Origin of the sequence: Stenotrophomonas sp., assembly GCF_031995405.1 — a bacterium.
In the GTDB taxonomy this organism is placed as follows: domain Bacteria; phylum Pseudomonadota; class Gammaproteobacteria; order Xanthomonadales; family Xanthomonadaceae; genus Stenotrophomonas.
The window spans coordinates 1-21,533 of the sequence record NZ_DAMAGC010000068.1 but is presented as its reverse complement, the minus strand read 5'-3'; the positions used below and the strand labels follow the sequence as shown (position 1 = coordinate 21,533).

At 67.0% G+C, this 21,533-nt stretch carries 16 protein-coding genes and 2 pseudogenes; 17 read left to right on the top strand and 1 reads right to left on the bottom strand.

Annotated features, from left to right (window positions below):
* From RTO53_RS12800 to lpxC, 15 genes and pseudogenes are all read left to right on the top strand, one after another.
* Nucleotides 1–152: pseudogene (locus tag RTO53_RS12800) on the top strand (cell division/cell wall cluster transcriptional repressor MraZ); the annotation flags it as partial.
* Nucleotides 153–166: 14 nt separating this feature from the next.
* Entirely contained in the window at nucleotides 167–1,135 is a 969-nt protein-coding gene (rsmH, locus tag RTO53_RS12795) for a 16S rRNA (cytosine(1402)-N(4))-methyltransferase RsmH (protein WP_312238144.1), read from the top strand.
* Nucleotides 1,132–1,395, top strand: a complete 264-nt coding sequence (ftsL, locus tag RTO53_RS12790; RefSeq protein WP_312238143.1) for a cell division protein FtsL — start codon at nucleotides 1,132–1,134, stop codon at nucleotides 1,393–1,395. Before rsmH ends, ftsL begins: the two co-directional genes overlap by 4 nt.
* Nucleotides 1,392–3,236 (top strand): penicillin-binding transpeptidase domain-containing protein, encoded by a 1,845-nt coding sequence (locus RTO53_RS12785; RefSeq protein WP_312238142.1) that lies wholly within the window; start codon nucleotides 1,392–1,394, stop codon nucleotides 3,234–3,236. The genes ftsL and RTO53_RS12785 overlap by 4 nt, the downstream gene beginning before the upstream one ends.
* Nucleotides 3,233–4,717, top strand: coding sequence for a UDP-N-acetylmuramoyl-L-alanyl-D-glutamate--2,6-diaminopimelate ligase (locus tag RTO53_RS12780; protein ID WP_312238141.1), 1,485 nt, complete (start codon nucleotides 3,233–3,235; stop codon nucleotides 4,715–4,717). Before RTO53_RS12785 ends, RTO53_RS12780 begins: the two co-directional genes overlap by 4 nt.
* On the top strand, nucleotides 4,714–6,108 hold the full coding sequence (gene murF, locus RTO53_RS12775; RefSeq protein ID WP_312238140.1) for a UDP-N-acetylmuramoyl-tripeptide--D-alanyl-D-alanine ligase: 1,395 nt from the start codon (nucleotides 4,714–4,716) through the stop codon (nucleotides 6,106–6,108). The genes RTO53_RS12780 and murF overlap by 4 nt, the downstream gene beginning before the upstream one ends.
* A complete protein-coding gene (mraY, locus tag RTO53_RS12770) occupies nucleotides 6,098–7,183 on the top strand; it encodes a phospho-N-acetylmuramoyl-pentapeptide-transferase (RefSeq protein WP_256774908.1) in 1,086 nt (361 codons plus the stop codon). The genes murF and mraY overlap by 11 nt, the downstream gene beginning before the upstream one ends.
* Nucleotides 7,183–8,514 carry a putative lipid II flippase FtsW gene (gene ftsW / locus RTO53_RS12765; RefSeq protein ID WP_312238139.1) on the top strand — a complete coding sequence of 444 codons (1,332 nt, stop codon included), beginning with the start codon at nucleotides 7,183–7,185 and terminating at the stop codon, nucleotides 8,512–8,514. Before mraY ends, ftsW begins: the two co-directional genes overlap by 1 nt.
* Nucleotides 8,511–9,602, top strand: a complete 1,092-nt coding sequence (murG, locus tag RTO53_RS12760; protein ID WP_312238138.1) for an undecaprenyldiphospho-muramoylpentapeptide beta-N-acetylglucosaminyltransferase — start codon at nucleotides 8,511–8,513, stop codon at nucleotides 9,600–9,602. Before ftsW ends, murG begins: the two co-directional genes overlap by 4 nt.
* A gap of 43 nt (nucleotides 9,603–9,645) precedes the next feature.
* Nucleotides 9,646–11,082, top strand: a complete 1,437-nt coding sequence (murC, locus tag RTO53_RS12755; RefSeq protein ID WP_312238137.1) for a UDP-N-acetylmuramate--L-alanine ligase — start codon at nucleotides 9,646–9,648, stop codon at nucleotides 11,080–11,082.
* Nucleotides 11,079–12,071 (top strand): D-alanine--D-alanine ligase, encoded by a 993-nt coding sequence (locus RTO53_RS12750; RefSeq protein WP_312238136.1) that lies wholly within the window; start codon nucleotides 11,079–11,081, stop codon nucleotides 12,069–12,071. The genes murC and RTO53_RS12750 overlap by 4 nt, the downstream gene beginning before the upstream one ends.
* Nucleotides 12,068–12,742: pseudogene (locus RTO53_RS12745) on the top strand (cell division protein FtsQ/DivIB); the annotation flags it as partial. The gene RTO53_RS12750 and the pseudogene RTO53_RS12745, both read left to right, overlap by 4 nt.
* Before the next feature lie 53 nt (nucleotides 12,743–12,795).
* Nucleotides 12,796–14,031, top strand: coding sequence for a cell division protein FtsA (gene ftsA / locus RTO53_RS12740; RefSeq protein WP_017355446.1), 1,236 nt, complete (start codon nucleotides 12,796–12,798; stop codon nucleotides 14,029–14,031).
* Nucleotides 14,032–14,314: 283 nt separating this feature from the next.
* On the top strand, nucleotides 14,315–15,547 hold the full coding sequence (gene ftsZ, locus RTO53_RS12735) for a cell division protein FtsZ (RefSeq protein WP_256774914.1): 1,233 nt from the start codon (nucleotides 14,315–14,317) through the stop codon (nucleotides 15,545–15,547).
* Nucleotides 15,548–15,759: 212 nt separating this feature from the next.
* Nucleotides 15,760–16,671 carry a UDP-3-O-acyl-N-acetylglucosamine deacetylase gene (lpxC, locus tag RTO53_RS12730; protein WP_312238135.1) on the top strand — a complete coding sequence of 304 codons (912 nt, stop codon included), beginning with the start codon at nucleotides 15,760–15,762 and terminating at the stop codon, nucleotides 16,669–16,671.
* A 277-nt stretch (nucleotides 16,672–16,948) separates the two neighbouring features.
* On the opposite strand, the gene RTO53_RS12725 is transcribed toward lpxC, so the two are convergent.
* On the bottom strand, nucleotides 16,949–17,389 hold the full coding sequence (locus tag RTO53_RS12725) for a DUF721 domain-containing protein (protein WP_312238134.1): 441 nt from the start codon (nucleotides 17,387–17,389) through the stop codon (nucleotides 16,949–16,951).
* Nucleotides 17,390–17,401: 12 nt separating this feature from the next.
* Here RTO53_RS12725 and RTO53_RS12720 point away from each other — a divergent pair, with 12 nt between their 5' ends.
* Complete coding sequence (locus tag RTO53_RS12720; RefSeq protein ID WP_038690496.1) at nucleotides 17,402–18,352, top strand: M23 family metallopeptidase; 951 nt, start codon at nucleotides 17,402–17,404, stop codon at nucleotides 18,350–18,352.
* Nucleotides 18,353–18,520: 168 nt separating this feature from the next.
* Complete coding sequence (secA, locus tag RTO53_RS12715; protein WP_312238133.1) at nucleotides 18,521–21,253, top strand: preprotein translocase subunit SecA; 2,733 nt, start codon at nucleotides 18,521–18,523, stop codon at nucleotides 21,251–21,253.
* The last annotated feature ends 280 nt before the right edge of the window (nucleotides 21,254–21,533 follow it).

Sequence of the window (21,533 nt, the reverse complement as noted above, 5' to 3'; positions counted from 1 at the left end):
ACCGCGGTGCCGTTGGCATTGAAAAGAAGGCGGTTCTGCTGGGCATGGGTGACAAATTCGAATTGTGGAGCGAGCAGGCACATCGCGCGTTGATCCAGCAGACGTTGTCTGACGGGGATCTGGGCGATGGGTTGCTCGACCTGAAGTTGTGAGCCGGGGTGCCCGGATGCGCGGAGCAGCGCAGACCGGTCACCTTCCGGTGTCGCAGTCGCCGGCGGGGCACCTGCCGGTGCTGTACACGCAGGTCCTGGAAGGCCTGAGGGTGATCGAAAACGGTACGTATCTCGATGGCACGTTTGGTCGTGGCGGTCACGCCCGTGGCGTGCTCGAGCAACTCGGTCCCGGAGGCCGGCTGCTGGTCATGGACAAGGATCCCGAAGCGATTGCGGTAGCCGAGCGTGATTTCGCGCCGGACCCGCGCGTGTCGATCTTCCGTGGCAGCTTCGCCGACCTGCTGCACTGGGACGCCACGGCCGAAGGCCTGGACGGGGTGCTGTTCGACCTTGGCGTGTCTTCGCCGCAGCTGGACGTGGCCGAGCGCGGTTTCAGTTTCGGCAAGGACGGCCCGCTGGACATGCGCATGGACCCGGACAGCGGCGAAAGCGCGGCCCAGTGGCTCAACCGTGCCGAAGAGCGCGAGATCGCCGACGTGTTGTGGACCTACGGCGAAGAACGCCAGAGCCGGCGCATCGCCCGTGCCCTGGTGGCCCGCCGCGAGAAGCAGCCGTTCACCCGTACCGCTGAACTGGCCGATGCGATCGCCGCGGTGATGCCGCGGGGCAAGGACAAGATCAACCCGGCCACGCGCAGTTTCCAAGCCATCCGCATCCACATCAATCGCGAACTGGCCGACCTCGAAGCCGGCCTGGACGCGGCGATGGCGCGGCTCAAGCCCGGTGGCCGACTGGCGGTGATCAGTTTCCATTCGCTGGAAGACCGCATCGTCAAGCAGTTCATGAACCGCCATGCCAAGGCACCGCCGAGCAACCGTCGGCTGCCCGAAGCGCAGCCCTTCGTGCCGACCCTGGAGCTGCACGGTGGCGCCATCAAGGCCGAAGACGACGAGCTGGCGGTCAACCCGCGCTCGCGCAGCGCGGTGCTGCGCGTGGCCGAAAAGCGCGAGGTGGCCGGGTGAGTCGCCTGCTGCTCATCGTGCTGCTGGCCTGCACCATCGCTTCGGCGATCGGTGTGGTGTTCATGCGCCACCGCCACCGCCAGACCTTCATCGAGTTGTCCAAGGTCGAGCGCGCGCGCGATGAGATCAACATCGAATTCGGCCGCCTGCAGCTGGAGCAGGCGACCCTGGCCGAGGCTACCCGGGTCGACCGCGTCGCCCGCGAAAAACTCGGCATGAAGTTCCCCGAAGCGACCGACGTGGTGGTGGTACGGCCATGAACAAGTCCGGTCGCAACCGCGCACGCAACAGTTTCAACCTGCGCCAGCGCCTGAAGTGGGTGGGCCTGGCGCTGGGGCTGTGCTCGGTGTCGCTGGTGGGCCGCGCGGCTTACGTGCAGATCATCAACAGCGATTTCTACCAGCGCCAGGGCGAAGCGCGCTACCTGCGCGAGCTGCCGATCAATACCTCGCGCGGCATGATCACCGACCGCAACGGCGAGCCCGTTGCCGTGTCCACGCCGGTCGCCTCGATCTGGGTCAACCCGCAGGAACTGCTGCGCTCGCAGGATCGCATTCCCGAGCTGGCCACCGCGCTGGGCATGCCGCTGGACGAGCTGACCTCCAAGCTGGCACAGAAGTCGGACAAGGAATTCATGTACCTGCGTCGCCGGATCAATCCGGACGAGGCGGAAAAGGTCGTCGCGCTGAAGATTCCGGGCGTGGCCTCGCAGCGCGAGTTCCGTCGCTTCTACCCGCAGGGTGAGGCGATGGCGCACGTGCTGGGCTTCACCAACATCGACGACCGCGGCCAGGAAGGGCTGGAGCTGGCCTTCGATGAATGGCTGCGCGGCAAGGCCGGCGCCAAGCGGGTAATCCGCAACCGCAAGGGCGATACGGTCGAAAGCGACCTGCTGCGCCCCGCCGAGCCGGGCAAGGACCTGACCCTCAGCATCGACCGCCGCATCCAGTTCCTGGCCTTCAAGGAGCTGCGCAACGCGCTGATCGCCAACAAGGCGGCCGGCGGCTCGATGGTGATCATGGACGTGGCCACCGGCGAAGTGCTGGCGATGGTCAACCTGCCCACCTACAACCCCAATTCGGTCGGCGGCGCGGCCCCGGACACCCGTCGCAACCGCGCGGTGACCGACCTGGTCGAGCCCGGTTCGACCATGAAGCCGTTGACCATCGCCTCGGCGCTGCAGTCCGGCGTGGTCACCAAGGACACCACGGTGGACACCAACCCGGGCTACATGTCCGTGGGCCGCTTCACCATCAAGGACGTGCCGCGCAATAATGGCGTGCTCAACGTCACCGGCGTGATCACCCGCAGCTCGAACATCGGCGCGGCCAAGATCGCCGCGAAGATGCCCGACCAGGTCTTCTACGACCACGTCCACAGCTTCGGGTACGGCGTCTCCCCGCACAGCGGGTTCCCGGGTGAATCGGCCGGCGTGCTGCCGCGTCCGGCGCGCTGGAGTGGTTCGTCCAAGACCACCATGTCCTACGGCTATGGCCTGAATGTCACGCCGCTGCAGATCGCCACCGCCTACTCGGCGCTGGGCAACGGCGGCAAGCTGATCGCGCCGACCTTCGTCAAGGGCCAGCGCAACGAAGGCAAGCAGATCATCGATGAGAACGTTGCCAGGCAGGTCGTGGCGATGATGGAAACCGTGGTCACCCAGGGCGGCGCCAAGCAGGCGGCGGTGCTGGGTTACCACGTGGCCGGCAAGACCGGTACCGCCCGCAAGGCCGGGCCGGGCGGGTACGAACGCGGGCATTACAACGCGCTGTTCGCCGGCGTGGTGCCGGCTACCAACCCGCGCTTTGCCACGGTCATCGTGATCAACGACCCGCAGGCCGGCAAGTATTACGGCGGCCTGGTGTCCGCGCCGGTGTTCCACAACGTGATGGAAGGCGCGCTGCGCCTGATGGACGTGCCGCCGGACGACATCGAGTCGTGGCTGGCCGCCCAGCAGTCCGGAAAGATGGGGCACGCCGCTTCGGTGCTGCCGATGCCGCCGCCGGAAACGGTGATCGCCCCGGATGCCGCCGCCGAATTCGATGCCGCGCTGCCCAGCGCGCACGCCACGGTGCCGCCCCCGCAGGGAGGCACCCAATGAGCCAGACGATGTTGCTTTCGCAGTTGATTCCCGACGTGGCGCTCCGCCACGATCCGTCCATCACCGGCCTGGTGCTGGACAGCCGCGCCGTGCGCCCGGGCGATGCCTTCGTGGCGATCGCCGGCTTCGGCGCGCACGGGCTGGGCTTTGTCGACCAGGCGCGGGCCAATGGCGCCGGTGCGATCCTGTTCGATCCGCCGGCCCCGACCGGTCTGCCGGCCCCGGCCGACGCGATCGCCGTGCCGGGCCTGCGCAATCGCATGGGCGCCATGGCCGACCAGTTCCACGGCCGCCCGTCGCGCGCGATGACGATGGTCGGGGTGACCGGCACCAACGGCAAGACCTCCACCGTACAGCTGCTGGCCCAGGCCTGGCACCTGCTCGGCACCCGCAGTGGAAGTATCGGCACGTTGGGCGTGGGTCTTTATGGCCATGTCGTGCCGACCGGCTTCACCACCCCGCTGGTGCTGCAGATGCACCAGGTGCTGGCGCAACTGCGCGACGACGGTGCGCAGGCGGTGGCGATGGAAGTCAGCTCGCACGCCCTGGACCAGGGCCGCGTGGACGCCGTGCACTATGACGTGGCGGTGTTCACCAACCTCACCCGCGATCATCTCGATTACCACGGCGACATGGCGCAGTACGGCGCGGCCAAGGCCAAGCTGTTCCACCGCGAGGGTCTCAAGGCGGCGGTGGTCAATCTGGACGACAGCTTCGGCAGCGAACTGCTGCGTACCGTCGAGGCCGGCGTTCGCCAGATCGGGCTGAGCTCGCGCGGCGCGCAGCAGGCCACGCTGCGTGCCGATTCGCTGAAGCTCGATGGCCGCGGCATCGCCTTCGACCTGGTGGTCGATGGCGCGCGCTACCCGGTACAGTCACCGCTGCTGGGCCGCTTCAACGTGGACAATCTGCTGGCCGTGGCCGGTGCCTTGCTCGCACTCGACCATGCACCGGCTGCAATCGCAGACCTGCTCTCGCAGCTGCAGCCGATCGCCGGGCGCATGAACCGCCTGGGCGGCGAGCACGGGCTGCCCACCGTGGTGGTCGATTACGCGCACACCCCCGACGCGCTGGAACAGGCGCTCGGCAGCCTGCACGATCATCTGGCCGGACGCCTGGTCTGCGTGTTCGGCTGTGGCGGTGAACGCGACACCGGCAAGCGTCCGCAGATGGCGGCCATCGCCGAGAAACTCGCCGACGTGGTGATCGTCACCGACGACAATCCGCGTGGCGAAGATGGCGACGTGATCGTGGCCGACATCGTCGCCGGCCTGAGTTCGCCCGCTGCCGCCACCGTGCAGCGCGACCGCGCCGCCTCCATCGCCACCGCGATCGGCCTGGCCGGCGCCGGTGACATCGTGCTGATCGCCGGCAAGGGGCATGAGCCGTATCAGGAAGTCCACGGCGTCAAGCATGCCTTCGACGACACCGAGGTCGCCGGCCGCGTGCTGGCGTCGCGGATGCGGGAGGTGGCCCCATGAAGCGCACCCCGCTGTCGCTGATCGCGCATTGGGCCGGTGGCGAGATCCATGGCGATGACACCGCCATCGACGCCATCAGCAACGACACCCGCACGCTCGCCCCGGGCAGCCTGTACGTGGCGCTGCGCGGTGAACGTTTCGACGGCCATGATTTCGCCGCCGACGCGATCGCGCGCGGCGCTTCGGCGATGCTGGTGGAGCGCCTGCTCGACCTGCCCGTGCCGCAGATCGTGGTCGCCGACAGCGAACACGCGCTCGGCCGGATCGCCCACGGCATGCAGCGTGACCGCAGCACCGCCGTGTTCGCCATCACCGGCAGCAACGGCAAGACCAGCGTCAAGAGCCTGTTGCTGGCCATCCTGGAGCAGGTCGCGCGCGAACAGCACAAGGTCGTGTACGCCAATCCGGGCAACCGCAACAACGAGATCGGGCTGCCGCTGGCGGTGCTCGATGCGCCCGAAGATGCCGACTTCGCCATCTACGAGATGGGCGCCGGCAAGCCGGGCGACATCGCCTACCTCACCGAGATCGTCCGCCCGCGCTACGCCTTGGTGAACAACATCGCCCCGGCGCACCTGGAGCGGATGGGCAGCCTGCAGGGCGTGGCCACCACCAAGGGCGCGATCTACGCCGCGCTGCCGGCCGATGGCGTGGCGGTGATCAATGCCGATGACGCGTTCGGTATCTGGTTCGAGCAGCGCATCGTCGGCCAGCCGCCGCGCAGCCGCGTGCTGCGCTATGGGCTGGACCACAGCGCCGATGTGTCCGCGCTGGCGATCCGTCCGAGCGCCTCGGGCAGCCAGTTCCTGCTCACCAGCCCGCAGGGCAGCATCGAGATCGCGCTGGCGCTGCCGGGTCGGCACAACATCAGCAATGCGCTGGCCGCTGCCGCGCTGGCGCTGGCCGCCGGCATCGGCCTGGACCAGATCGCCTCGGGCCTGGCCCGCGCCGAACCCGTTCCCGGCCGCCAGATCGCGCACCAGCTGCCCAACGGCGCGGTGCTGATCGATGACAGCTACAACGCCAATCCCGGCTCGCTGGCCGCGGCGATCGATGCGCTGGCCGGCGGCAAGGCCGAGGGCTGGCTGGTGCTGGGCGACATGCGTGAACTCGGCCCGGACGGCGAAGCGCTGCATGCCCAGGCCGGGCGCCGCGCGCGCGATGCCGGGCTCAAGCGCCTGTACACCCTGGGCACGCTCAGTGCGGCCGCATCGACCGCATTCGGCGAGGGCGGTCGGCACTTCGCGGACCACGACACGCTGGCCGCCGCGCTCGGCGACGAACTGCATGCTGGCGTGCGCTGCCTGGTCAAGGGCTCGCGCGGCAGTGCCATGGACAAAATTGTAAAAGCGCTGCTGGCGCGAGGAGAGGAAAGCCCCAATGTTGCTTGAACTGGCCCGATGGTTGCAGCAGTTGGAGAGCCTGTTCGGGCTGTTCGGCTATCTGACTCTGCGCGGCATCCTCGCCGCGCTGACCGCGCTGTTCCTGTCGCTGTGGCTGGGCCCGGCGATGATCCGCAAGCTGGCCCAGTTCAAGGGCGGCCAGCCGATCCGCACCGACGGCCCGCAGACCCACTTCTCCAAGGCCGGCACGCCGACCATGGGCGGTTCGCTGATCCTGCTGACCATCACCCTGTCGGTGCTGCTGTGGGCCGACCTGCGCAACCGCTACGTGTGGGTGGTGCTGGCGGTGATGCTGTGCTTCGGCGCCATCGGCTGGTACGACGACTGGATCAAGATCGTGCGCCGCGACCCGAACGGCCTGAAGTCGCGCTGGAAATACCTGCTGCAGTCGATCTTCGGCCTGGCGGCGGGCCTGTTCCTGTTCTACACCGCCGATGTCCCGGCGGCGTTGACCTTCTACATCCCGATGTTCAAGTCGGTGGCGCTGCCGCTGGCCGGCATCAGCTTCGTGGCCATCGCCTACTTCTGGATCGTCGGGTTCTCCAACGCGGTCAACCTGACCGACGGCCTGGACGGCCTGGCGATCATGCCGACCGTGCTGGTGGCCTGCGCGCTGGGCGTGTTCGCCTACGCCTCGGGCAACGTGGTGTTCTCCAGCTACCTGCAGATCCCGCAGATCCCCGGCGCCGGTGAACTGGTGATCATCTGCGCGGCGATTGCCGGCGCAGGCCTGGGCTTCCTGTGGTTCAACACCTACCCGGCCATGGTCTTCATGGGCGACATCGGCGCGCTGGCGCTGGGAGCGGTGCTGGGCACGATCGCGGTGATCACCCGCCAGGAGCTGGTGCTGGTGATCATGGGCGGCGTGTTCGTCATTGAAACCCTGTCGGTGATGATCCAGGTGGCCTCGTTCAAGCTCACCGGCAAGCGCGTGTTCCGCATGGCCCCGATCCACCACCACTTCGAACTTAAGGGCTGGCCGGAGCCGCGCGTGATCGTGCGCTTCTGGATCATCTCGGTGGTGCTGGTGCTGATCGGCCTGGCCACGTTGAAGGTCCGCTGATGAATGACCTGTCGCGCCAGGCAACCCGCCTTGAAGCCATCGGAGGCCACTTCGACAAGTGGCTGCTGGGCGCGATCATCACGCTCACCGGGCTGGGCGTGGTGATGGTCGCGTCGAGCTCGATCGCGTTGATGAGCAGTCCGTTCTACTACCTCAACCGCCACCTGATCTTCCTGGCGGTGGGCATCGTGCTGGCGATCATCGCCATGCGCACCGAGCTCAAGACCATCGAGCAGTACAACCAGGTGCTGCTGCTGGGCTGCTTTGCGCTGCTGGTGGTGGTGTTCATTCCCGGCCTGGGCAGCAGCGTCAACGGCGCCCGCCGCTGGATCAACCTGGGCTTCTCCAAGTTCCAGACCGTCGAAGCGGTCAAGGTGCTCTACATCGTGTGGCTGTCCAGCTACCTGGTGCGCTTCCGCGACGAGGTCAACGCGACCTGGCCGGCGATGCTCAAGCCGCTCGGCGTGGCCGGCGCGCTGGTGGTGCTGCTGCTGCTGCAGCCGGACTTCGGTTCGTCGACGCTGCTGCTGGCGATCACCGCCGGCATGCTGGTGCTGGGCGGGGTGAACCTGCCGCGCATGTCGATGCCGATCGTGTTCGGCCTGGTGGCGATGAGCGCGCTGGCGATCATCGAGCCCTACCGCATGCGCCGCATCACCTCCTTCTGGGACCCGTGGGCCGACCAGCAGGGCGACGGCTACCAGCTGTCCAACGCGCTGATGGCCGTGGGCCGTGGCGAATGGACCGGCGTGGGCCTGGGTAATTCGGTGCAGAAGCTCTATTACCTGCCCGAAGCGCACACCGACTTCATCTTCTCGGTCACCGCCGAAGAACTGGGCTTCCTCGGCACCTGCCTGATCGTGGGGCTGTACGCCCTGCTGGCCGGTCGCGCGTTCTGGATCGGCATGCGCTGCGTGGAAATGAAGCGGCACTTCTCCGGCTACATCGCCTTCGGCATCGGCCTGTGGGTGAGCATGCAGAGCTTCGTCTCGATCGGGGTCAACCTCGGCATCCTGCCGACCAAGGGCCTGACCCTGCCGCTGATTTCCGCCGGCGGTTCCAGCGTGCTGATGACCTGCGTGGCGATGGGCCTGCTGTTGCGGGTGTCCTACGAACTGGATCGCGCCGAGCGCCGCCAGGCCGTGCGCATGCACGTGGCCGAAGGCGAGGAGCCGATCGCCGCCGAGCCGGGCAGGGCGCCGGGCGCGTCGGACGTGGCGGCCGCGATGCAGGACAGCACCCCGCGCGACGGTACGCCCCGCGACAGCTCGCCGCGTGGCACCAGCCGCATGCAGCAGCGCATCGAACCGACCCTGGGGAGGATGGGATGAGCACCCGCCCGACTTCTTCCCCGCGTCCCGTGATGATCATGGCCGGCGGTACCGGTGGGCACATCTTCCCGGGCCTGGCCGTGGCCAGGGTGCTGCGCACGCGCGGCATTCCGGTGACCTGGCTGGGCAGCGACGGCGGCATGGAAACACGCCTGGTGCCGCCGCACGACATCCACATCGACACGCTGGCCATCAGTGGCCTGCGTGGCAAGGGCAAGCTGGCCCTGCTCGCCGCACCGGCACGCCTGCTGCGCGCGGTGCGTGCGGCCGGCTTCCTGATCCGCGACCGCCAGCCGCGCGCGGTGATCGCCTTCGGCGGCTTCGCCTCCGGCCCCGGTGGCCTGGCCGCGCGCCTGCATGGGCTGCCGCTGCTGGTGCACGAACAGAACCGCGCGCCGGGCCTGACCAACCGCATCCTGTCGCGCTTCGCGCGCCGCGTGCTGACCGGCTTCCCCGGCAGCTTCGCCCAGCGCGAGGAAGCGGTGGGCAATCCGGTGCGTGCGGAAATCGCGGCGATCGCACCGCCGGATGTGCGCCTGGCCAACCGCCAGGGGCCGCTGCGCCTGCTGGTGCTCGGCGGCAGCCAGGGCGCGCGCGCATTGAATACTGCGGTGCCGCAGGCGCTGGCGGCACTGGGCAGCCGCGTCGCCATCGAGGTGCGCCACCAGAGCGGTGAGAAGCTGCATGCCGAAGCGCTGGCGGCCTACCGCGATGCCGGTGTCGACGCCCGCGTGGACGCCTTCATCGCCGACATGGCCGAGGCGTTCGCCTGGGCCGACCTGGTGGTGTGCCGCTCCGGTGCCTCGACCCTGGCCGAGCTGTGCGCGGTCGGTGTCGGCAGCGTGCTGGTACCCTTCGCCGCCGCCGTCGACGATCACCAGACCCGCAATGCGGAGTACCTGGTCGAGCGTGGCGCGGCCGTGTTGCTGAAGCAGGATGAAACGCTGGCCGCGCACCTTGAAGGCGTGCTGCGCGAATTGTCCGAAAATTCCGCCCGACGCATGCAGATGGCCAACGCCGCGCGTGCCCTGGCCAAGGTCGATGCCGCAGAGCGCATCGCCGACATCATCCTCGAGGAATCCAAATGAAGACCGCTATGCGCCACCGCGCACGCCTGCCGCGAGGCCGCGCATGATCCGTCGCCTGCACGACACCAACGACCTGGTCCGCGCCTTCCCGCGCGTGCACTTCGTCGGCATCGGCGGCACCGGCATGAGCGGCATCGCCGAAGTGATGCTGACCCTGGGCTATGAAGTGTCCGGTTCGGACAACGCCGACAATGCCGCGACCCGGCGCCTGGCCAGCCTCGGTGCGCGCGTGATGCGCGGCCATTCGGCGGCCAACGTGCTGGGTACCGACTGCGTGGTGGTGTCCAGCGCGATCCGCGATGACAACCCCGAGCTGATGGAAGCGCGCAGTCAGCGCATTCCGATCATGCCGCGTGCGGCCATGCTGGCCGAACTGATGCGCTTCCGCCGCGGCATCGCGGTGGCCGGCACCCACGGCAAGACCACCACCACCAGCCTCACCGCCGCGGTGCTGAGCGAAGGCGGGCTGGACCCGACCTTCGTGATCGGTGGCCAGCTGCTGGCCGCCGGTGCCAACGCCAAGCTTGGCGGTGGCCAGTGGCTGGTGGCCGAAGCCGATGAGAGCGATGGCAGCTTCCTGCGCCTGAACCCGCTGGTATCGGTGATCACCAACATCGATTCGGATCACCTGGAAAACTACGGCAACGATTTCGCGCGCGTCCAGGCCGCCTTCGCCGAGTTCCTGCAGCGCCTGCCGTTCTACGGCCTGGCCGTGCTGTGCATCGACGATCCGGAAGTGGCCGCGCTGGCCGCGCAGACCCCGCGCCATGTCATGAGCTATGGCATGAGCAGCAATGCCGACGTGCGTGCCGAGGACGTGGTCCAGGACGGCCCGCGCATGCGCTTCACCCTGCGCCTGCCCGAAGGCAGCAGCCATCCGGTGACGCTGGCGCTGCCGGGCGCGCACAACGTGCTCAACGCGCTGGCCGCCGCTGCGGTGGGCTGGCAGCTGGGCGTGGCGCCGGAGGCGATCGCCCGCGCGCTGGAAAGCTTCGCCGGCATCGGCCGTCGCTTCAACGACCTGGGTATCGTCACCACCGCCACCGGCGCCAAGGTCCGGGTGATCGATGACTACGGTCATCACCCGCGTGAGCTGGCCGCGGTGTTCGCCGCCGCCCGCGGTGGCTGGCCGGACCAGCGCCTGGTGGTGGCGTTCCAGCCGCACCGCTACAGCCGTACCCGCGACCAGTTCGATGCCTTTGCCGCGGTGCTCTCCGAAGTGGACGCGCTGGTGCTGAGCGAGGTCTACCCGGCCGGCGAAGCGCCGATCCCGGGCGCCGACTCGCGCTCGTTGGCGCGCGCCATCCGCGCGCGCGGCCGCAGCGAGCCGGTCGTGGTGGGGCATACCGCCGAGCTGTCGCACGTGCTGCCCGACGTGCTGCAGGACGGCGACCTGCTGCTGATGATGGGCGCCGGCGACATCGGCCACGTGGCGCAGCTGATCGCAACCGAAGGATTCACGGAGACCCCGGAGGCATGAACCCGATCTTCTTCCCGTCGCTGCGCGTCACCGACCCGGCCGTGTTCGGCCGCGTCGCGGTGCTGCTTGGCGGCACCTCCAGCGAACGCGAGGTGTCGCTGGATTCGGGCCGCAACGTGATCGCCGCGCTGCGTGCGCGCGGCGTCGACGCGGTGGCCGTGGACGGCATCCCGGCGCTGGCGCTGGCGCTGGTGGAAAAGCGTTTCGACCGCGTGTTCAACATCCTGCACGGCCACAACGGGGGCGGTGAGGACGGCATCGTACAGGGGCTGATGGATGCCTTCGGCGTGCCGTACACCGGCTCCAGCGTGCTTGGCTCGGCGTTGAGCATGGACAAGATCCGCACCAAGCAGGTGTGGCTGTCGCTGGGCCTGCCGACCCCGCGCTACGTCAAGCTGGTGGACGGCGTGGACGTGCATGCCGCCGCCGCCGAGCTCGGCCTGCCGGTGGTGGTCAAGCCCGCCAACGAAGGCTCCAGCGTGGGCATCAGCCGGGTCACCGACGACGCCGGCCTGGACGACGCGGTGGCGCTGGCCGCGCGTTACGACGGCCAGCTGCTGATGGAACAGATGGTGGTGGGCGACGAACTCACCGTGGCGATCCTGGGCGACCAGGCGCTGCCGTCGATCCGTATCGTGCCCAAGGGCCAGTGGTACGACTACAACGCCAAGTACATCGCCGAGGACACCCAGTACCTGTGCCCCGGCCTGGACGGCGATGACGAAGCCGACATCCGCCGTATCGCGCTGGCCGCCTTCCAGGCCGCTGGTTGCCACGGCTGGGGTCGGGTGGACGTGATGCGCGACCGCGACAGCGGCCGCTTCTACCTGCTGGAAGTGAACACCGCGCCGGGCATGACCAGCCACTCGCTGGTACCCAAGGCTGCCGCGCAGGCCGGCATCGGCTTCGAGGAACTGGTCTGGCGCGTGCTGGAACAGACCCTGCCGATCAACCTGCTGGACCTGGACAGGGAGCGTGCCCACGCATGAACGCGGTGCTGCGCATCTTCGTCTGGCTGCTGGCCCTGTCGGTCGTGGCGCTGCCCGTGGTGGCGGTGCTCAACGGCTGGGTCGGTGCCGAACGCTGGCCGCTGGCCAAGCTGCGCGTGCACGCCGAGTTCAAGCGGGTGCCGGCCGAACAGCTGCAGCAGGTGGTGCTGCCGTACGCCAAGGCGGGCTTCTTCGCGGTCAAGCTGCAGGATGCGCAGGACGCCATCGAGAAGCTGCCGTGGGTGGAAAGCGCGCAGGTGCGCAAGCAGTGGCCGGACGTGCTGGAAATCAGCCTGGTCGAGCACAAGCCGTTCGCGCGCTGGGGCCAGGACCGCCTGCTCTCCGAGCAGGGCAAGCTGTTTGCCACGCCCAAGAAACTGCAGGACCTGCAGCTGCCCGACCTGGACGGCCCGGACTCGCAGACCGAAGAAGTGGTGGCGCTCTACAACGATGCACGTGCGCTGTTCGCGCCGGCCGGGGTGGACGTCAAGCGGGTCACCATGGATGCCCGCGGCAGCTGGTCGCTGCTGCTCAGCAATGGCACCGAAGTGGTGGTCGGCCGCGATGACGCGCGCTCGCGTCTGCAGCGGTTCGTGCGCGTGCTGCCGCAGCTGGCCAACCCGCAGGCGCCGATCGAACGCGCCGACCTCCGATATACCAATGGCTTCACGCTGAGCTGGGGTACCCCGGCCGCAACCGCGCCGAAACCGGCGCAGGACAGGACATGAATCGCAAGGGTGACAAATCACTGATCGTCGGACTGGATATCGGCACCTCCAAGGTGGTGGCGCTGGTCGGCGAGTATTCGCCGGGCAATCCGATCGAGGTCATCGGCATCGGCTCGCACGAATCGCGCGGGCTCAAGCGCGGCGTGGTGGTGGATATCGAATCGACGGTGCAGTCCATCCAGCGCGCGGTCGAAGAGGCCGAGCTGATGGCCGGCTGCGAGATCCGCTCGGTGTATGCCTCCATCTCCGGCAACCACGTGCAGTGCAAGAACTCGCCCGGGATCGTGCCGATCCGCGACGGTGAAGTGACCTGGGGCGACCTGGACCGCGTGCTCGATGCGGCCAAGGCCGTGGCGATCCCGGCCGACCAGAAGATCCTGCATGCGATCCCGCGCGAGTACGTGCTGGACGATTCGCAGGAAGGCATCCGCAACCCGGTCGGCATGACCGGCGTGCGCCTGGAGGTGCACGCGCACTTGGTGGTGTGCGCGCAGTCGGCCGCGGCCAACATTTCCAAGTGCGTGCAGCGCTGCGGCCTGCAGGTGGACGACCTGGTGCTGTCCTCGCTGGCCTCCAGCGTCGCCGTGCTGACCGCCGACGAGCGCGAGCTGGGCGTGGTGCTGGTGGACATGGGCGCGGGCACCACCGACCTGGCCGTGTTCGTGCAGGGCGCGATCTGCCACACCGCGTCGCTGCCGATCGCTGGCGATCACGTCACCAACGACATCGCGCACATGCTGCGCACCCCGACCCCGGAAGCCGAACAGATCAAGGTGCGCTACGCCTGCGCCCTGGCCCAGTTGGCCACCGCCGAGGAAAGCATCCAGGTGCCCAGCGTCGGCGATCGTCCGCCGCGCCGGATGCCGCGCCACGCACTCGCCCAGGCGGTGCAGGGACGTTACGAGGAAATCTTCGAGATGGTGCAGGCCGAACTGCGCCGTTCCGGTTTCGAGGAACTGGTGCGCGCCGGCATGGTGCTCACCGGCGGTGCCTCGAAGATGGAAGGCGTGGTCGAACTGGCCGAGGAAATGCTGCAGATGCCGGTACGCGTCGGCATTCCGCAGCACGTTACCGGGCTGGGTGAAGTGGTCGGCAATCCGGTCCACGCCACCGGCGTAGGCCTGCTGCTGATGGGCAGCCAGATCGAACACCCGCGCCGTCCGTCGCTGCCCACCGGGCGCGCCGGCAGCATGTTCAAGAAACTCAAGACCTGGTTCCGCGGCGAATTCTGAGCGCGGCACTGACACGCAGTACACATGCAACACGCGATAAGCAGTTCCCGAAAAATCCACGTAGTCCACGCAACACCGGCAACACCACGCAGTGCGATGCAACTGGAACGACGGCAACACCGCGGCCCCCCGGCCGTTCATTGAAGCAGGCAACACGGCCGCAACCGGTGCGAACCGGCCAGGGCAAACCAACTACAACTCGCCGGCACGACGGTGGGGGAGGACAGGAGAAGGAATCTCCAACGCCCCCGTCCCGCGTAAACGGCATCAAGAGGACACGGACATGGCGCATTTCGAACTGATTGAAAAGATGGCACCCAATGCGGTGATCAAGGTGATCGGCGTGGGCGGCGGCGGCGGCAACGCCGTGGCGCACATGGTCAGCACCAGTGTGGACGGCGTGGAATTCATCACCGCCAACACCGACTCGCAGGCCATCAAGAATTGCGGTGCCAAGCTGCAGCTGCAGCTGGGTACCAACGTCACCAAGGGCCTGGGCGCCGGTGCGAATCCGGAAGTGGGCCGCCAGGCCGCGCTGGAAGACCGCGAGCGCATCATGGACGCCCTGCAGGGTGCGGACATGGTGTTCATCACCGCCGGCATGGGCGGCGGCACCGGCACCGGCGCAGCCCCGGTAGTTGCACAGCTGGCCAAGGAGATGGGCATCCTGACCGTCGCCGTGGTCACCAAGCCGTTCCCGTTCGAAGGCCGTCGCCGCATGCAGGTCGCGCTGAAGGGCATCGAGGAACTGAGCCAGCATTGCGATTCGCTGATCACCATCCCCAACGAAAAGCTGATCACCGTGCTGGGCCGCAACGCCACCATGATCCAGGCCTTCCGTGCCGCCAACGACGTCCTCCAGGGCGCCGTCCAGGGCATCGCCGACCTGATCGTGCGTCCGGGCCTGATCAACGTCGACTTCGCCGACGTCCGCACCGTCATGTCCGAAATGGGCCTGGCGATGATGGGCACCGGTACCGCACGTGGCGATGACCGCGCCCAGGCCGCCGCCGAAGCCGCCATCCAGAACCCGCTGCTGGATGATGTGAACCTGGCCGGTGCCAACGGCATCCTGGTCAACATCACCGCCGGCGCCGACTTCACCATGGCCGAGTTCGACGAGATCGGCCGCACCATCGATGGCTTCGCCTCCGAAGACGCCACCGTGGTGGTCGGTACGGTGCTGGATCCGGACATGCAGGACGAAGTCCGCGTGACCGTGGTCGCCACCGGCCTGAACCGTGCCGTCGCTGCCAAGACCCAGCGTCCGGGCGAGCGCGCGCCGATCAAGCTGGTCCGCAACGCCACCACCGGCCAGCCGGAGTTCGGCGAGTTCGACACCGGCGGCGATGCCGTGTCCAAGGCCGTCGGCGGCATGGGCATGGGCATGGGCCTGCGTCGTCCCAGCGCGGACACCGTGGCGCCGTCGGCCCCGTCCTCCTCGGGCCCCGCTGCTGCCGAACTGCCCAACGACTACCTGGACATCCCGGCGTTCCTGCGCCGCCAGGCGGACTGAGGAGTGCATGCCGGGGTCTTGTCCTCCCCGGTAGGCGCCTCCATGTCCCTTGCTGCCGGGCCAGGATCGGCCCGGCAGTCTGCCGCCTTCGTGCCCCTGGCACGTGTGTGCGGCGCTGCCCGTCTTTCGGTTCAGAAAGGGGTAGCGGTAGTGCGTGTTATTCTTGTTTGTCACCGTCGCGCTGATTGCGCGCTTTCCCGGTCCTGCCCCCCATGATTCCGCAACGAACCCTCAAGAACACGATCCGCGCCACCGGCGTTGGCCTGCACAGCGGTGACAAGGTCTACATGACCCTGCGCCCGGCACCGGTCAACCATGGCATCGTGTTCCGGCGGGTCGATCTGGACCCGGTGGTGGAAGTGCCGGCGCGCGCGGACCTGGTCACCGAAGTCACCCTGTGCACCGGGCTGACCTACCACGAGGCCAAGATCCAGACCGTCGAACACCTGATGTCGGCCCTGGCCGGCCTGGGCGTGGACAACATCATCGTGGAACTGTCCTCGGCCGAGCTGCCGATCATGGACGGCTCCTCCGGTCCGTTCGTGTTCCTGCTGCAGTCGGCAGGCATCGCCGAGCAGGACGCCCCCAAGCGTTTCATCCGCATTCTCAAGCCAGTGGAAGTGACCGAAGGCGACAAGGTCGCGCGCTTCGAGCCCTACGAGGGCTACAAGCTCGGTTTCACCATCCAGTTCGATCATCCGATGATCCCGGCCAAGCAGTCGCGTGCCGAGATCGAGTTCTCCACGGCCGCCTACACCAGGGAAATCTCCCGCGCACGCACCTTCGGCTTCATGCGCGACCTGGAGTACATGCGCGAGCGCAACCTGGGTCTGGGCGGGTCGATGGACAATGCCATCGTGCTCGACGAATTCCGCGTGCTCAACGACGACGGCCTGCGTTACGCCGACGAATTCGTGCGCCACAAGATCCTCGACGCGATCGGCGACCTGTACCTGGCCGGCGGCCAGGTGCTGGGTGCCTACGAAGGCTTCAAGTCCGGCCATGCGCTCAACAACAAGCTGGTGCGGGCGCTGATGGCCGATGCCAGCGCGTGGGAATGGGTCAGCTATGACGCGCCGGCCGCCACGGCGCCGGTCGTGTACGGGGTTCCGGCCTACGCCTGATCTATCGCAACCTATTGAATATATTGAAAAACGAACGGCGCCGATGGCGCCGTTTCGCGTTTTCGGGGTACGTCCGCGAGGTTCTTGACGTCAATGAACCATTGGCCGACGTCGGTCACGGATTTGTGAACCTGATCGAGGTTCTTGCTGAATTTAACGCAAATTTAATAAAAGACTAACGACTGGGCGACGTTCCACGGCTACGATGCAGGCCGGTTCCCTGACAAGTTCACATGTTCGTGACGCGTCGGGGAAGGGGCAGGACGCCCCGATGCCTTCAGGATTTGGAGAGATCCATGTCCTTCAGGCAAGCCAACGCGTCGCGTAGCCCTTTGTGCGTGGCGGCTGAAACTGCGTGGGGGCCATTCCTGTTGTCGATCGCTGGGGAGCGGGGAGGAGGGACAGACGCAGTTTTGACGGTCACCTTGGTGACCTTCAGCCCGATGGACCGGGCCGCGTCGATCAACTGTGCTTCGGCAAGCCGCAACTTGGCATGCCACACGGGGGAGTCGACGAGAAAAACGAGGTGCTCGCCGTTTACATTCGCCAGCCGGCAACGGGTGGCCAGTGCAGGCGGTAAATGGGGGCGTAACTGACGGTCCAGCGCGTCGAGCCACAAGGCGCGGCGCAGTGGGTTACCGGCTTTATCCGCCATCACCGCATCCAGCGCCGGCTTCGGCGTTGATGGGGAACGGGCACTGGATTTCGGCTCAGACATGAAAACTCACTGATGGCATTCAAAAAGATCGTAATCAAAACGCGTGAAGGAAAGGCCAAGACGCCGCTGGCGCGTTTGCGTTTCTACTTCGAGGATTCACCCCGGGCCCTGCTGGGCAGTGTGCTGGGGGTTGGCTGCCTGATCGGCTTCGGTGCCGGTATCGGTGGCAGCATGTTCAATGATTCCCGTCTCCACGCCAAGGTCGCCCAGCAGGAACGCGAGCTGGCGCAGGCCCAGAAAGACGCCCAGACCCAGGTCAACGCGCTGGCAGCGCGGATGGGTGAACTGCAGGCGCAGGCCACCCGTCTCAACGCCCTGGGCGAACGGCTGACCCAGATGGGCAAGCTGGAGGACGGCGAATTCGACTTCAACGAGACCCCCGGCCTCGGTGAAGGTGAGCCCGGCCCCACCCAGGACATCCCGGTCAGCGCGGTCAACGCCGACTTACAGGTGCTGGAGCAGCGCTTCGCTGCTTCAGGCCGCCAGTTGTCGGTGATGGAATCGCTGATGTTCGACCACCAGCTCGAGCAGAACGCGGTGCCCGGCCGCATGCCGATCCGCAATACCTACATCACCTCCAACTTCGGCACCCGCAGCGATCCGTTCGGTCGCGGTGCGGCCACCCACAAGGGCATGGACTTCCACGCCAAGGTCGGTGACCCGGTAATGTCGGTGGCAGACGGCGTGGTCAGCTTCGCCGGCGTGAAGGGCGGCTACGGCAACGTGGTCGACGTCGACCACGGCAACGGCTACGTGACCCGCTACGCGCACAACTCGCGCCTGGTGGTGAAGCCGGGTGACCTGGTCCGGGCAGGCCAGGAAGTGGCCAAGGCCGGTTCCACGGGCCGTTCCACCGGTGCCCACGTGCACTTCGAGGTCTGGGAACGGGGCCAGGTGGTCAACCCGCGCAAGTTCCTCGGTGACGGCGGCAATACCCCGGTCGGGCGCGTTTCGCGCGGCTGATCGCGGATTTTCGCTTCGGAAGGGGGTGCTTGAAACGCCAGGCCCCCGACCCAAGCTACAATGGGTGTTGCCATAGACAGGGCGCAGTGCGCCCTGTTTCGTTTGCGGCGGACGATTCCCCCGGGGGAGCGTCGCCGTTGGGGCGTCTCATTCCAACCGGTTCCTTCAATGATCAACAGCCTGCTTACCCGCGTCTTCGGCAGTCGTAATGAACGACAGCTGCGCCAGCTCAACCGCATCGTCGCCAAGGTCAATGCGTTGGAGCCGGAAATCGAAAAGCTCTCCGACGAGCAGCTCAAGGCCAAGACCCCGGAGTTCAAGCAGCGCATCGCTGACGGTGAAGCCCTGGACAAGGTGCTCCCGGAAGCGTTCGCGGTCTGCCGTGAAGCCAGCCGGCGCGTGCTCGGCATGCGCCACTACGATGTCCAGCTGATCGGCGGCATGGTCCTGCACCTGGGCAAGATCGCCGAAATGCGCACTGGTGAGGGCAAGACCCTGGTCGCCACGCTGCCGGTGTATCTCAATGCGCTGGAAGGCAAGGGCGTCCACGTCGTCACCGTCAACGACTACCTGGCCCGCCGCGACTCGGCGCAGATGGGCAAGCTGTACAACTGGCTGGGTCTGAGCGTGGGCGTGGTCTACCCGGGCATGCCGCACGGCGACAAGCGCGAGGCCTATGCCAGCGACATCACCTACGGCACCAACAACGAATTCGGCTTCGACTACCTGCGCGACAACATGGCGCTGTCGCGCGCGGACCGCTACCAGCGCGGCCTGCACTACGCCATCGTCGACGAAGTCGACTCGATCCTGATCGACGAAGCGCGTACCCCGCTGATCATTTCCGGCCCGGCCGACGATTCCCCGGAGCTGTACATCCGCGTCAACCGCGTCGTCCCGCACCTGATCAAGCAGGAAGCCGAGGAAGGCGAGGGCGATTTCTGGGTCGATGAAAAGGGCAAGCAGGTCCACCTGTCCGAAGCGGGCATGGAACATGCCGAAGCGTTGCTGGTCGAGGCGGGCATCCTCAATGCCGAGACCGAAGGCCTGTACGCGGCGCAGAACCTGACCGTGGTGCACCACCTCAATGCCGCCCTGCGCGCGCATGCCATCTACCAGCGCGACGTCGATTACATCGTGCGCGATGGCGAGGTGGTGATCGTCGATGAGTTCACCGGCCGCACCCTGGCAGGCCGTCGCTGGTCCGATGGCCTGCACCAGGCGGTGGAAGCGAAGGAAGGCGTGCCGGTCCAGCGCGAGAACCAGACGCTGGCGAGCATCACCTTCCAGAACCTGTTCCGCATGTACAAGAAGCTGTCCGGCATGACCGGTACGGCCGATACCGAAGCCTACGAATTCCAGAGCATCTACAACCTGGAAGTGGTGGTCATCCCGACCAACCGCCCGACCATCCGCAAGGACGGTTCGGACCAGGTGTTCCTCAACCGCAACGGCAAGTTCAATGCGGTGCTGGCCGACATCCAGGCCTGCAACGAGCGCGGCCAGCCGGTGCTGGTGGGTACCACCTCGATCGAAACCTCGGAAATGCTGTCCGAGCACCTGCGCAAGGCGGGTGTGCACCACGAAGTGCTCAACGCCAAGCAGCATGATCGCGAAGCGACCATCATCGCCAACGCCGGCATGCCCGGCGCGGTGACCATCGCCACCAACATGGCCGGTCGCGGTACCGACATCGTGCTGGGCGGTTCGCTGGAAGCGCAGCTGCATGAACTGGGCGAAGACGCCAGCGACGAGCAGCGCGCCAAGGTCAAGGCCGAGTGGCAGGCCCGCCATGAAGTGGTCAAGGCCGCCGGCGGGCTGCACATCGTGGGCACCGAGCGCCACGAATCGCGTCGTATCGACAACCAGCTGCGTGGCCGTTCCGGCCGCCAGGGCGATCCGGGTTCGTCCCGTTTCTATCTGTCGCTGGAAGACAACCTGATGCGCATCTTCGCCTCGGACTGGGTCCAGAAGGCGATGCGCATGATGGGCATGAAGGAAGACGACGTCATCGAGGACCGCCTGGTCAGCCGCCAGATCGAGAAGGCGCAGCGCAAGGTGGAAGCGCACAACTTCGACATCCGCAAGAACCTGCTGGACTTCGACGACGTCAACAACGATCAGCGCAAGGTGATCTACGCCCAGCGCGATGAGCTGCTTGATGCGGAGTCGGTGAAGGAGAATGTCGACGGTATCCGCGGCGACGTGATCTACGACATCGTGGCGCGTTTCGTGCCGCCGAACTCGATCGACGAGCAGTGGGACCTGAAGGGTTTGGAAGCCACGCTGGAGTCGGATCTGGGCGTGCAGATGGACGTGGTGGGTCTGGTCAAGCTGCACGAGGAACTGGACGCCGAGGCGATTGCCGAGAAGGTCCAGGCGCGCATCGACGAGCACTTCGCCGAGAAGGAAAACGGCGTGGGCGAAGAGACCATGCGCGCACTGGAAAAGCACGTGATGCTGACGGTGCTGGACCAGAGCTGGAAGGAGCACCTGGCACGCATGGATTACCTGCGCCAGGGCATCTACCTGCGTGGTTACGCGCAGAAGCAGCCCAAGCAGGAATACAAGAAGGAAGCGTTCGAGCTGTTCTCGGAAATGCTGGAGAACGTGAAGCGCGAAGTGGTGACGCTACTGGCGCGCGTGCGCATCCGCAGCGAAGAGGAAGTGGCCGCGCTGGAAGCTGCCGAGCGCCAGCAGGTGGAAGCCCGTCTGCTGCAGTCGCAGTTCCAGCACCAGGACGCCGGCAGCTACAGTGCCGACGAGGAGGCCGCGCAGGTGGAAGCGTCGCAGAACGGCGTGGCCCAGGTGCGGCTGGACGAGCCCAAGGTCGGTCGCAACGACCCGTGCCCGTGCGGCAGCGGCAAGAAGTACAAGCACTGCCACGGTCAGTTGACCTGATCTGACGCAAGCTGAAAAAGCCCCGCCGATGCGGGGCTTTTTTTTGGGTTTTCGCCCATTTGCATGTGGCAAGCCAAAAGCGCGCTCTGAACACATTCGGGCGCGGCGGTTGGCGGGTCGGGCGCTGGGCGCCCATGCCCTTTCCGGCGAATGTCTCCGGCGTCGGGCTGCGGCCGCCCTCCGTCCTTTATTTCGCTTCAAGCGGGTGTCGGTGGGTCGGGCGCTGGGCCCCATGCCCTTTCCGGCGAATGTCCCCCGGCCGCGGTGCGGCCTCCTCCTT